The following is a 13,824-nucleotide window of genomic DNA, read 5'->3' as shown; positions in this document are numbered from 1 at the left end:
TTTGTGAAAAATCACCCCAAAAAAAACAAATTTTTAAAAAAATTACCGTTTTTCTTAGTTGTAGGCACATCTTTTAGTGCTTTAGTTTCTTGCGCTGTTAATGTTGATTCGTCCGAAAGGATTGAAGAAGACCGAAGAATAAGTTCAAATGATGTTAAGGATTTTGTTGAAAATGCCTATGTTGAAAATATTTTAGCTCAAAACATTTTCAAAACCGGCTCAAATTCACTTGCTAGCGAATTTAGAAATACAAATTCGCAATTTTTTGCAGAAGCAAAAGCGGCTTTTGATTTTTACCAAAACTACCAAATTAGTTTGGATCCAACTTATAGTTTAAAATTCATTGCCCAATTACAAAGTACTAATGCAATTTCAGCCAGTGATTTTGCACTTTTATCACCTCAGGTTGGTTATAATAAGACTTTTAATGATCAAGCATTTATTGTTTTATACAATAATTTTTCAACCGGAATTGCGCGTGAAATAAATAAAATGTTGCTAGTTAAGGCTTATTTAACTCAACTTGATCAACCAAATTTAATTAAGGATTCGCAAATTTATAAAGATGGTATTTCAGCGAGAACATCCTTTACATCACGGCAAATTTTTCAAAATATTGATCCAAATTCACCAGATTTTTTTCTAATTCACTTAATGTTAACAAAAAATCCGGTTCAAGTTTGGCAATTTGAATCAAACGACCCAAATAGTATAAGTACTTTTTCGCAACTAAAAATTAAAGATACTAATACTTTTAACACACTTTTACGTAGCGAAAATATTAATTCTAGATTAACTCGCAAAGAGCAAGAATTTGAAAAACTCGGAAAAAATGATGACATTGATACAACATTATTGCTTGGATATGCTGGAATTTTGTACCGTCAAAATGCTTCTTTAGGTGACTTATCTTTCCAATTTAACGATCTTAGAGTTCAAGGTCAAACTAAATCTGGTTTTTTAGATCCAACTTCAAATCTTCTTTGGTCAGCTAAAGATTTCCAGAATTTTAACTTAATTAATCAAGCAAAAATGTTTCCTGTTGAGCTAAGTCCAAATTTTGACCGCAAAAAAACTAAAGATCAAGTTCAAATTTCTGACTTTGAGATCAAAATTCCTACCCAGATTTCAGGAATATCATATAAAATTAAAAACGTAATTCCGACAAAAGATAATGATGCTAATAAATTTGCTGTTGGTGTTATTGTCGAAATTAGTATAAATTCATCAAAATTTTATTACAATGTTGATGTTAGTTGGGATGAAAATAGAACTTTTTATAATCCTCAGATAAATGCTGAAGGTCAAGATTTACCAAAAATTGATAGTGGAATTCCGGCGGTTAGCTCTGACTTGTCAAAAATATCGGTCAAATATTATAACAAATTAGCTCCTCTGTATGATAAAATTGTTCAAGAAAATAACACAAAACAAGTCTACTTTTCGCTTGAAAATACACCTTGAAATACCCAACAAGAAAAAACAAAACTAGCTTATTCATTATATCTTGCTGATCAAGGCGGAATTTTCCGTGATGCTAAAGACTTTTTTGAATCAATTGGATATAAAATCGAAACTAAAGACCCAATTGTAAAAATTAGTTAATTGTTAGAAAACTTTAGGGGAAAAATGGAAAATACAACATTATTTTTAGATATTATTGCAAAAAAATCACCAGCAAAAATTATTTTTGAAGATGATCAAGTTATCGCTTTTCTTGACAAGTTTCCGGTTTCACCTGGCCATTTTTTAGTTGTGCCTAAAAAATATTCACGAAATTTATTTCACATTTCCGATGAAGATCTTACTTATTTAGTAAAAATTGCAAGAAAATTAGCATTAGACCAAGTTAAGCAGCTTGGCGCAACCGGTTTTAGACTTCAAGTTAATAACGAAAAAGATGCAAAACAAACAATTTTTCACACGCACATTCACATTATTCCGTTTTATAAAAAAGAAGAATAATTATAACTAATTCCCCTTTTTTTGAATTAAATCTCAAAAAAAGGGGAATTTTATTTTTACATAAAGTTTCAAAATTTTTTCAACTAAATTATAATTTTTCCCGAGTTTCCCAGTTTGATGAGAAAATCTTAAAAAAGTGTCTTGGTTTAGTTTTGGTCACTTTTTAACTTTTTTGGCAAACTTAGGAAAAATTACTATCAAAGCAAAACACTAAATTTTAAATCTAACACTCATGAATGCAAAATCTACTTATTAATCAAATAAAGCAAACTAAAAAAAGCTAAAATTTTTAACTTAAAAAGCAAAATTATGAAATATTTAAACTACCTTTTTTAGTTAAAACACTGACAAAAATCATAAAAAAATACAACTACTATTTAAACTCAATGTAAATAGAAAACTCGTTTTTACTTACATTGAGCCTAAAAAAATATATGAAGTTTTGAAAGAGCAATAATTAAAAGCCTTAAATTTGCAGATTTCTAAACGGTTAAATTTAAGGCTTTCCATCATATCTAAAAATATAATGGAAAATTCGCATTATCTGAGTTTTTATGGCAAAAACATAACTAAGTCCCCCTTAATTCTAATATCAAAATTTATTAATTCATTCTTAGTGAGTGTTATTATAACATAATTTTATTTTAGACCAAACATTTTTTTTTTTTTTTTTGCAAAGGGTTAATTTTAAAATAATAAAAATTAAGATTTTAGCGTCAAAAAATACGGATTTACCGGTATTTTTGCATATTTATATTCACTAAATGTGAATTTTTTGCATCAAACTGGAAACTCAGGTTTGAATTATTCCTAAAAACGGGAATTTTATTTTACATAAAGTTTCAAAATTCTTTCAACTAAATTATAATTTTTTGCTCTTAGGGCGATTCCGGAAGTCAAGTGGGAAGTAAGCCCGAATTGATCATAAAAAAGTGAATTGACATTGCCATTTACAGTTAAAATTGAACGATTAATAAAAGCAAGACTTCCATCTGCATTAAAAATTCCACTTCCTGATGCTCCAGGTCCGTTTGTTGCAAAAAAATTAGCGGCAATTAAACGTGGGTCACCATTATCTCGGCGAAAATTTACCCCTTTAAAAACATTTTTTGAAAATAAATTATTTGCCCAAAACATCCCTATTTTTGTTGTATAGTCAAAATCACCATCGTCTCAAATTCGGTCTGAAATTTTCAGCGGCGGAAATTTTGAAATTTTTTGTCAATATTTTTTAAATTCAGCAAAACTGTTGACAAAATTTTGGAATTTACCGTTTTGAAGCGAATAAGTTGAATTTATAAAACCTTGTTGGTGTTCGCTAAAATATTTTATAAGTTTATCAACATCGTTTATAAATTTTGAGTAATTAAAATAAAAAACGGCAATGTCAAAGTCGTAATTGTCTCATTCTGCCAGCTCAAAATAATTTTGATACAAATTTTCCATATACTCATCAATTTTTACATTACTTTGGAAACTAGGCGGTAAGTTAGGTATTCCTTTTTTTAATTTTTCTTCTTGTTCAAAAAGGCGAAATAAAATGCGATTATCTAGTTCTTTTATCTTAAAATCATCATAATATTGTAAAAACTTGATTAGTCTTGCATTTAGTTGGTTGTGGCCAACTTTTTTATTCATTAGTTTTCAAAAAGGAATTTTGGTTCCTTGTGGATGAATAACGTGAGCATTAGTTAAAAAAGCAGCTTTTTCGGAATTTGCGTTTAAAAAAATACCTGTTCCGGTCGCAAAGCGAATGTTTCTTGTAAAAATATTGGAAAATCTTTTTTGCTCAAGACTATCAGAATTAAACCCAAATCAAGGTAAATTATAATAATTTCCTAAAGCGGGGCGGTTAAAATAAGCAAAATGATTTTGCTTAGCATTAATATCACCAACTAAATTTGGGTTCATTCTATCAAGTAAATAAACTTTTAAATTATCATTTTTCTGTCCAAGAAAGGTGTTTTGGTTTTCTTTTTTAACAACATTTTCCCAATTTCTAAGAAAATAGCGGCTATAATTTGAAACTAGATTGTTTGGGGCTTTAAAATCATTTTGTTTAAGATCTGATAATAAATCTGTGCGGAAATTTCGTACCGATTTATTGTTTACTTGAACAAAATCAAAAATAGGTTGAGTTTGTTCAACTGATTCAAAATCATCTTTGATTTCAGGTTTAACTGCCGTGTCAGTTTGTATTTTTTCTGTTGTTTTTTCAGTTGTTTCTTTTGTTTCTTCAGAATTCGGTTTTAATGAATCGATTTTTTCTGGTTGTTTTTGGTCATCTTCATTAGTTTCAACTTTGGGTGGATTAATTTCAATTTCTGGCGGTTTAGTTTCAACTTCTGGCAAATTTTTTTCAACTTTGGGTGGATTAGTTTCAACTTTAGGTAAATTAGATTCAACTTTTGATGGATCAGTTTTAACTTTGGGCGGTTTAGTTTCAACTTTTGATGGATTAGTTTCAACTTTGGGCGGTTTAGTTTCAACTTCTGGCAAATTTTTTTCAACTTTGGACGGATTAGTTCTTACTAACTCGATTTGCGAAGTGCAACTTATAACTGCAAAAGGACTTAGAAAACCTAAATAAAACAGATATTTTGATAAGTTTTTCATAATATATCTCTCTATTAGTTATAAATTAGCAATTTTTAGATTTAAAATTCAAAAAATTACTTGGATTTTGTAAATTATACAATATAATTTTAAAATATTCAAAATTTTATCAACTTACAATTTAATTAAAAAAGGAAATCTCATGAAAATTCAAAGCGCCCGAAAACTTGGTTTTTTTGCAGCCTTATCAATGCTTGTTGGCTCAGTTGTTGGAATCGGAATTTTTTTCAAAAATAATAGCATCGCAGCAACCACTAATAACAATGGCTATGCTTGACTTTTTGCTTGAATTATTGGAGGAATAATTTCGCTTTTTGCTGCAATTAGTTTTTCTGAAATTAGCTTTTTAAAACAAACCAAACTAAATGGGCTAGCAAACTGGTCCTACCAAATTGGTGGCAAAAAAAGCGGTTATTTTGTCTTATTTAGTTATGGATTTTATTATTTAGGAATGCTAAGCCTAATTTTAGGAATATATTCGTCTGAAATTACAATTTGGTTTATTGAGACAGCTAGCGATTCGGCTTTCTCATTTCCATTTTGGGCACACATATTATTAGGTACTTTTTTTACTATTTTGTTTGTAATAACAAATTATATTTCTGTTAAATTTTCCGGATATATTGCCCTTGTTTCAACAGTTTTAAAATTTGTTCCATTAATTGTTGCCGTCTTTGCTGGAATTTTCTTCCCGACAACTCATAATGCCGGTGGTTCTAGTGCTTTTGAAGTAACTGAAAAAAATAGTTTTGATTTTTCAAAATTAATTCTTGCACTTCCAGCGGTTTTGTTTGCTTATGATTCATTTCTTTCGGTTGGTTCAATTCATAATAAGGTTCAAAAAGCAACTAAAAGAGTCCCTTTGATTATTACAGCGGGAATGATTTTGATTGTTAGTGTTTATACTCTTATTGGTTTATCATCAGCACTGCATAACAAAGGAACAATTTCAGGTCTAATTAGCGACGTTTTCCCGGTTGATGCAGCCCGTGGTATCAATATTTTTGTGGCATTTTTCCTTTTGATTTCAACATACGGTGTAACTAATTCTTTAAATGCTGCATTTGTAAATCAAGTTAGAGATCTTGTAAAATTAAATGCAATTGTTGGAGTTTATAGTTTAAAAAAGAAATATTCTAACGAAAAAGTTACAATTTTTTATCTTTTTATTACATTAGTGTTTTGGGCGCTTGTTATTTATATCCCTTCGCTAGCAATTAAACTTCCAAAAAAAGATGGATCAGGAATCGGGTATGGTAGCGATGTTATTGTTGATTCGATGTCCAATTTCCCTTCACTAATTTTCTTTGGTGTATATATGGCAATTATTGTCGCCTATTCACGCAAAAAAATAAAGTATCCTAATTCAATTGAGCGTAAAATTAACCCAAAATTATATTGAATTTCGGCAATAATTTCTTCAGGTTTAATTCTAATTGCCATTGTTGCCTTTATTTATTCACAAATTTATGCCGTTGCAACGCATGCTAATTCTTCTTCTGGTGCTGGAGTTTTTGCTGCTAATGGTTTAATGCTTACAAATATCGGTAGTTTTCTAATTTTTATTACACAAATATTAATATTTGTTTCTTTCCCTTATATTAATTACTTCTTAATTTCTAAAGTTGATAAATTTGATTTGTTTGATAATTTTGACTCAGCTAAAATTGAAAAATCTGAATAAAAATCAAATCTATTAAGAAATTTATTTAACCAGTTTTTCATTTTTATTTATTTAAAAATAGTAATTTTGTTAGTTAAATTTATGTTTGCTTGCAAAAATACGCCTCCCGAGTTTCCCAGTTTGATGAAATAATCTTTAAAAAGCGTCCGGTTGACGCTTTTTAAACTTTTTTGGCAAACTCACGAAAAATAACTATTAAAGCAAAAACACTAAATTTTAAATCTAAACATCAAGAATACAAAATCTACTTATTAATAAAATAAGGCAAACTAAAAAGCTAAAATTTTAACTAAAAAAGTAAAATTATAAAATGTCTAAACTGCCTTTTTTAGTTCAAAACACTAGCAAAAATCAATTTATGGATAAAACAACAAAAATCATAAAAAAATACAACTACTATTTAAACTCAATGCAAAAAGAAAACTCGTTTTTATTTACATTGAGCCTAAAAAAATATATGAAGTTTTGAAAGAACAATAATCAAAAGCCATAAATTTATAGATTTCTAAACGGTTAAATTTATGGCATTCCATCATATTTAAAATATAATGGAAAATTCGCGCTATCAAAGCACATTAGACAAAAAACATAACTAATTCCCCCTTAATTCAATATCAAAATTTATTAATTCATTCTTAGTGAGGGTTATTATAACATAATTTTATTTTAGACCAAGCATTTTTTTTTTTTTTTTGCAAAAGGTTAATTTTAAAACAATAAAGATTAAGACTTTAGCGTCAAAAAACCCGGATTTACGGGTATTTTTTCATATTTGTATTCAATAAAAAGTGAATTTTGCCATCAAACTTGGAAACTCAGGAAAATATGTCTGAATTTTAGTGCAGTTTATTTTTAGCGATTGATTAACATAATAACTTATTCTTTTAAAAAACAATTTTTTAGGTATTTTTTCCTAAAAAATTTTTAATATATAGTATAATTATAATAATAAAGAATTAATATTGTATATAAAAAAAGGAAAAAACATGAAGAATAAGTTAAAGTTTTTTAAGTTTATCACTAATATTGTCGCTTTTTCTTTATTAAACCTAAGTGTTTTTGGGTCGCTTCGGCATTTTCGAAATAGAAAAAGCAATTTAGATTTTAAAGTCAAAGTCCGCGATTTAGATTTATTAAAGTCAAAAAACTACTAATTTTGGTGATTTAGTCCATTTTTTTTTTTTTTTTTAGCAAAAAACAACAAAAGTCGCTTGTTGTCAATCCAAATATTAAAAAAACCCAAACACATCTAAACAAAACAAGCAATAATTTAACCCCTAATTTAGATGATATTAAAATACAAATTAATCAAGATACCCTTCTAATTTTAAATAGCTCTTTACTTGAATTTCTTAACAAAAAAGTGAACTACATTTTGAAAAGGTGTACTAAAACTAAAATTTGAAGGGTATGTTGTTTAATTTAGAGAACTTCAAAACCAAATTTGTGTTGAAAAATCTTCTTTTTTATAAATTACTATATTAATAATAAAAAATGTTAAATATCTAAAGTGAGTGTTTCATATGGAAAACCAAGTAAATTTAGTATCTAAGGCAAAAAAACAGTTAAAAAAACTAAAATATTTAGAAGTTAATATTAAAAATCATTGTTCAATTGGTAACATGAATGAGTATGATATTGATTTAACTTCTAATTGTTATTATAAGCATTATCAAATTCCAGATTTTTTATATAGTTACTTTACAGACTCATACAATCCTAATCCAATTGAAAGAATTATTAGTTTAAATTATAAACAAGAAGATTATGTTTATAATTTAAAACTAGAAGATATCCCAAAAAGTACGTTTTTTTCCAAAAAACTCAAAGATTTCCATTTTCATAATGATATTAAGTGTTTAATTGGTGACTGTCTAAACTAGGACAAAAAAAATTAACAGTTTAATATTATTGTAACATCATAGCATATTGCTGTGGTGTTTTTCAATTTAAAATTGATTGAATTCTATAGTTGTTGTATCAATATATATAATCTGCAATTATTTTTTTCAGATCTTCAAAAGTTATTTTACTGTAGTTTAACTCGTTTAAGCATTCACTTTTTATAATTGAAAATCAATATTCAGCCTCCCTATTATCCAAAGAATTTCCTATGCGAGACAATGAAACAGTTCCTCCCATTTTATTTATTTTGTCAATATAGGTTTTTGAAGTGTATTGAAATCCATGGTCTGAATGAATAACAAAATTTTTATCAATAGACCTAAATGTCTTTATATTATCCATAACTAAATTAAGATCATTGCTTACAGATAATTTAAAATCTCTGATTTTTTTAGTTTTATGCTCAATTATTACAGACAAAAATACATGGCTTTCCTTAACATCTCTGGGAGCTTTTATATATGTAATATCAGTAGCAAAAATATTTCTATTTAATTTATCATTGTAGTCGCGTTTAACAATATCCGGCAGTGCGAATTTGGTGTTCTTAATTTCGCTCTTTCTTCTTTTTTTTCTAATTTTGCATACTAAATTCAATCTTTTTAAATGTCTGCCAAGACTTCGAGGGTGAATGTCAATATTATATTTCATAGAAATATAAGCACTCAACCTTATGCGACCATATCTACCTTTGTTATCAAGAAAGGATTTTTTAATTATTGCATCATTTTTGTGTTCCCTTACTTTTATAACTCTAGTTTTAGATTTTGCCACTGATTGCCTGCATACATTAAAAATTTTTGCAGATTTGCTATAAGGAATATTTAGTGTTTTGGCTTCACTAATTTTTCCTGATTTTAATTTATCTTTATTGATTTCGTAATATCTCTTAGCTATTTCTATTAATTCTTCTTTTGTAAATTCGTTTCAATCAGGTTCAATTGGTTTTTTACGTTTGCCACTCCCTGGCTTTCTGTTCGCGCCTTTTTTATCTAATAATTGATCTTGCATACCATTATTATAATACCGAATAATTTTTTTGATTCTTCGAAGTAGTTGTGTTCTGGTTATAAAATTTGTTTCTGGCGAAATATCATTTATATAATTTATTGTTTGTTTTAATCCAAATTCATTGTAAATTTTATAAATCATATCAAACTCGTCTTTTATAAAGTGCCTTGACATTAGTATTCTCCGTTTTGTTGCATTTGAAAATTTAAAAAAGCTAACACATTGGGTGTTAGCTTTCTCCTAAACTCGGACAAAAAAAGCCAACACCTTTAGTGTTAATTTTTTTTGTCCTGGTTTAGTCAGCACGTTGAAAATTGCGAAATAAACGAAGAAGAAACTGCCGCTTCTTACTCTGAACTTTATTTTGCATATGGTTTACACGATGGTAAAGATTTTAAAAGAGTTGCTGTTGTATTTGAAAACTTTGATGATATTGAAAAATGTGAATTTTCAATCTCTTATCCGGCTTATTTTTGAAAAATATTTAAACGAAAAAGTAGATTAAGAGAAATTGAAGATTTAATTATTAAGGAAATTAAGGAAAGTGTTCCTTATGCAAAGCCAAAAAATTTAGCAAATTATCACGAGAAAATCTTTGATTTTTTATCAAATAGATATGAATATAATTCAGAGTTTGTAGATATAAATAAAGCATATTTAGGAGAAAATGTAGAAAGTATCTACAATTTGTTATTAAAAGAGAATTATAATTTTGACGAAGAAACCCAAATTCAACCAATTCAAAACGTATTTACTTTTGAAACTTATGAAAATTTGCTCAAAAAATTTGAAAGATACGGGATTAAAAAACTTAACTTAAACATTGAAAATCGTGATAAATTTATTCTTAGTTGATTTGATAAATTTGGTCCAGAGTATCGCGAATATTGCATCAACCTTTTTGGTAAAGACGGCCAAACTTATTATGATAATGTGAATAACTGAACAAATAAAATCGAATTAATCTATTTGTTGCAAATTTTATTTGGCCCTAAATATGAATTTGAAGATTTATATTTTTCCCTCGATGTACCTGATTATTTTATTCTGCCAAGTTGGGCAAAACTAAAACCTGAAAATTTCGAAATTTTTTACTTTGGTGGACAAGAATATGGACTTTTTGATGAAATAATTTCCCAATTTGACTCAAAAAACCCAGTTTTTTGATTCAAACCATATTACAAGTCCGCCTTTTGTGCGGGCGAAGCATGGATTATGCCAATTGCATTAAAAAATTTCATTTTATTGTATGTTGATGGTGAAAAAATTTACTACTGATTTGGACATTCAAATTTATATGATGATATTTATCAAGGTAAATACAAAATTTTAAAATATTATTTCAAACAAAAATTGGTCAAACTTGAACAAGATATTTTTTTGCGTGATGGCATGGATCCGGCCTTCTTTGTTTCTAGATTGCCAAGGCAAAATGATTTAGATAAAAATGTGATTGAATCATCTATGGAAGAATTAATTTTATATCGGGATGCGCTGAATAAATATCTAAAAGAAATAGATCATGAATTTGGCTTTTTTAGACACTTTCTAAAAAATACTAATTTATATAGTCAACAAGAAAAAAAATTAATTTTAGAAGTACACGGCCCCTTTACTTGAGATAATGATGATAGAACTGAATATTATGAAGAACTTGCAAGAGTAGATTTTCGCGGTAATAAAAGTAAAAAATTTCTTGAGATAGAAGGTGAATCGTAGATCTTTTTGTTAATTAATGAATTTAAAGATAAAAGATTTAAGTTTATTTTTTAAATTCTTATTTATTTGAAATATATGTTCTTGAAATATATTTTTTTTACCAGACTAATAAAAAATTCAAATAACTAGTTATTTTCTAGTAATTTATTGATCTTTTTTTTAGCAAAATAAAAAAAATTTTGTAAAATTAAATCTAGTTGATCAAAACTGACCTTTGAAAGGAAAAAATGACATACCAAAATTATCTTGAATTACGACTAAAACAACAAAATGAAACTAAAAGTCTACGTTCAGTTTTAATTATTGACGGACATGATGAACGGGCAATTCAAGCCGCTCAGCAATTAAAAGCTAAAAATTTAGTTAGACCAATTTTACTTGTTGACCAATTATATGAGAATCTTGAAATCGACCAGTATTTAGTTGACGAAGAAGAAAAACAAACTTTTATACAACAATTTTTAAAAATCCGCAAAAACAAAGAAACATTAGAATCAGCTGTCGCCCAATTTGATTCTAATGCATTTTACGGGACAATGCTCCTTCGAAACAAAAAAGTTGACGCTGTAATAGGCGGGCTTAATTATCCAACTGCAGAAATTCTTCGAGCTGCATTCAAAATTATCGGACCAAAACCAGATATTAAAACTATTTCTTCCGTAATGATAATGCATCGAGGTGATGAAAAATACTTATTTAGTGATATTTCGGTAAATATTTTACCAAACGAAACTCAATTAGCAGATATTGCTAAAAACGCACTTGACTTTGCAATTCAACTTGGATTTGACCCTAAACCGGCTTTTTTATCATTTTCAACAAAAGGATCAGCCAAATCACCTCAATCTGATGCCGTATCTAGAGCTGTAAAAATGTTCAATGCAACCTCACCAATTGAAGCTTATGGTGAAATTCAATTAGATGCAGCTCTTGACTATAAAGTACGTCGCCAAAAATATGGTGAAAATGTTGCTACAAATGCGAATGTTTTAATTTTTCCAAATCTTGATGCTGGAAATATTGGCTACAAAATTGCTCAAAGGCTTGGGGGCTTTGGAGCAATAGGACCAATAATCACCGGAATCGCCGCTCCTATTAATGACTTATCACGTGGAGCAACGGTTGAAGATGTTTTCTACACCGCACTAATTAGCGCACTTCAAGTTGAAAAGGATAAATAATGAAGAGTAAAATTTTAGTTATAAACGCTGGTTCATCCTCAATTAAATGACAAATTTTTGAAAAAGATACATTAGATTTGCTCGGAGTTGGTCTAATCGAAAGAATTGGACTTCAAGAAGGCAAAATCAAAATGACATTTGACGAAAAAAGCTACAACTTGAGCAAGGATTTTCCAACTCATTCTGATGCCTTAGAAAGTCAAATTCAACTTTGAAAAGACAATAATTTAGTCCAAAACCTAGAAGAATTTGAGCTTGTCGGATTTCGAATTGTTCACGGAGGTGCAAGTTTTAATGCTCCAGCTCGCCTTGATGATTCAGCAATAGCAAAAATTGAAGAAGCAGCAAAATTTGCACCTTTGCACAATCCAGGGGCGCTTGCAACTATTAGCGCTATTAAAAAATTACTTCCTTGAGCAAAATTATCAGCAAGTTTTGACACCGCTTTTCACGCAAGTATCCCTAAAGTTAATTACACATATCCAATTAATACCCAAATAGCAAACAAGTACGGAATAAGAAAATACGGATTTCACGGCATTTCTCACAAATATATAACAACACAAGTTGAAAAAATCTATAATTCTGATTCAGTTAATTTTGTAAACATGCACATTGGGAATGGGATTTCTTTGTGCGCTGTTAAAGATTCGGCTTCAGTTGATACTTCAATGGGAATGACACCACTTGCAGGTGTTGCCATGGGAACCCGAAGCGGCGATGTAGACCCCTCAATTTTAACCTACCTAGGCACAACAGCTAATTTTTCCTTTACTGATTTAGACACACTTTTAAACAAACAATCAGGACTTTTAGGACTTTCAAACGTTTCTTCTGACCTTCGGGATGTCATTTCTGCTGCAGACAACGGTAATCAAGATGCAAGTTTTGCCCTTGAAGTTTATGTGCAGAAAATTGTCGACTATCTAATTAATTATATTAATAAGGTTGGTAAAAACATTAAAGCTTTAGTTTTTACCGGTGGAGTAGGCGAAAATTCAGCACTAATTCGCGCTTTGGTAATTGCAAAAATTCAATTACCAAAGTTGAATTTAGTTCTTGATCAAGAACTAAATTCAAGACCAATTCCAGAATTTGGTGCTATTGAAAAAATTTCAGCACCAGAATCAGATCTTGACATTTTCGTAATCAAAACAAACGAAGAACTGTTAATAGCAAAAAACGCGCTCAAAGTTTGAAACTAACCTTTATTAAGTTTTGAAAGAACCCATAATAAAACCAAAGTATTGATATTGTACAATATTTTTATTTTGATCCAAGCATTTTTTTAAAAATTTTGTGCGGATTAATTTTGGCTAGTTTCCCGGTTTGATAAATAATCTTAAAAAAGTGTCCTGGTTTAGTTTTCGGCACTTTTTTAACTTTTTTGGCAAACTCAGAAAAAATAACTATCAAGGAAAAAACACTAAATTTTAAATCTAACACTCAGGAATGCAAAATCTACTTATTAATAAAATAAGGCAAACTAAAAAAGCTAAAATTTTAACCTAAAAGCAAAATTATAAAATGTCTAAACTACCTTTTTTAGCTAAAATACTGCAAAAAATCAATTTATGGATAAAATAACAAAACCATAAAAAATACAACTACTATTTAAACTCAATGTAAATAGAAAACTCTTTTTTACTTACATTGAGTTTAAAAAAATATATGAAGTTTTGAAAGAACAATAATTAAAAGCCATAAATTTGTAGATTTCTAAACGGTCAAATTTATGGCACT

At 28.4% G+C, this 13,824-nt stretch carries 10 protein-coding genes; 8 read left to right on the top strand and 2 right to left on the bottom strand.

Features of this window, described 5'->3' with window-relative positions; translation table 4 throughout:
• The first annotated feature begins 3 nt into the window (after positions 1-3).
• Together U3G01_RS02280 and hinT are read left to right on the top strand one after the other, a co-directional pair.
• Positions 4-1,605 (top strand): HinT-interacting membrane complex lipoprotein P60, encoded by a 1,602-nt coding sequence (locus U3G01_RS02280; RefSeq protein WP_255031294.1) that lies wholly within the window; start codon positions 4-6, stop codon positions 1,603-1,605.
• A 24-nt stretch (positions 1,606-1,629) separates the two neighbouring features.
• The gene (hinT, locus tag U3G01_RS02275; RefSeq protein ID WP_010321431.1) at positions 1,630-1,965 is read left to right on the top strand and encodes a histidine triad protein HinT; all 336 of its coding nucleotides are present in this window, start codon (positions 1,630-1,632) and stop codon (positions 1,963-1,965) included.
• An 825-nt stretch (positions 1,966-2,790) separates the two neighbouring features.
• Here the strand turns inward: hinT and U3G01_RS02270 are convergent.
• Entirely contained in the window at positions 2,791-4,581 is a 1,791-nt protein-coding gene (locus tag U3G01_RS02270) for an Mhp366/Mhp367 family surface (lipo)protein (RefSeq protein WP_255031293.1), read from the bottom strand.
• 142 nt (positions 4,582-4,723) lie between these two features.
• On the opposite strand from U3G01_RS02270, the gene U3G01_RS02265 reads away from it, so the two are divergent.
• The 3 genes from U3G01_RS02265 (at position 4,724) to U3G01_RS02255 (ending at position 8,148) form a co-directional block, all read left to right on the top strand.
• A complete protein-coding gene (locus U3G01_RS02265; protein WP_255031291.1) occupies positions 4,724-6,265 on the top strand; it encodes an APC family permease in 1,542 nt (513 codons plus the stop codon).
• Positions 6,266-7,251: 986 nt separating this feature from the next.
• Positions 7,252-7,419, top strand: a complete 168-nt coding sequence (locus U3G01_RS02260) for a hypothetical protein (protein ID WP_255031290.1) — start codon at positions 7,252-7,254, stop codon at positions 7,417-7,419.
• Positions 7,420-7,788: 369 nt separating this feature from the next.
• Entirely contained in the window at positions 7,789-8,148 is a 360-nt protein-coding gene (locus U3G01_RS02255; protein WP_318034408.1) for a hypothetical protein, read from the top strand.
• Positions 8,149-8,173: 25 nt separating this feature from the next.
• Here the strand turns inward: U3G01_RS02255 and U3G01_RS02250 are convergent, their stop codons facing one another.
• The gene (locus U3G01_RS02250) at positions 8,174-9,355 is read right to left on the bottom strand and encodes an IS3 family transposase (protein WP_326564822.1); all 1,182 of its coding nucleotides are present in this window, start codon (positions 9,353-9,355) and stop codon (positions 8,174-8,176) included.
• Between the two features lie 111 nt (positions 9,356-9,466).
• Here U3G01_RS02250 and U3G01_RS02245 point away from each other — a divergent pair, with 111 nt between their 5' ends.
• The 3 genes from U3G01_RS02245 to U3G01_RS02235 all read left to right on the top strand — a co-directional run bounded on the left by U3G01_RS02245 (position 9,467) and on the right by U3G01_RS02235 (position 13,286).
• The gene (locus tag U3G01_RS02245; RefSeq protein ID WP_303622462.1) at positions 9,467-10,900 is read left to right on the top strand and encodes a hypothetical protein; all 1,434 of its coding nucleotides are present in this window, start codon (positions 9,467-9,469) and stop codon (positions 10,898-10,900) included.
• Positions 10,901-11,127: 227 nt separating this feature from the next.
• Positions 11,128-12,081, top strand: coding sequence for a phosphate acetyltransferase (locus tag U3G01_RS02240; RefSeq protein WP_069097694.1), 954 nt, complete (start codon positions 11,128-11,130; stop codon positions 12,079-12,081).
• Positions 12,081-13,286 (top strand): acetate/propionate family kinase, encoded by a 1,206-nt coding sequence (locus tag U3G01_RS02235; protein WP_255031108.1) that lies wholly within the window; start codon positions 12,081-12,083, stop codon positions 13,284-13,286. The genes U3G01_RS02240 and U3G01_RS02235 overlap by 1 nt, the downstream gene beginning before the upstream one ends.
• The last annotated feature ends 538 nt before the right edge of the window (positions 13,287-13,824 follow it).

The sequence above is a fragment of the Mesomycoplasma ovipneumoniae genome (assembly GCF_035918255.1).
Taxonomy (GTDB): Bacteria; Bacillota_I; Bacilli_A; order Mycoplasmatales; family Metamycoplasmataceae; genus Mesomycoplasma; species Mesomycoplasma ovipneumoniae_A.
This window is presented reverse-complemented; position numbering and strand designations above follow the sequence as displayed.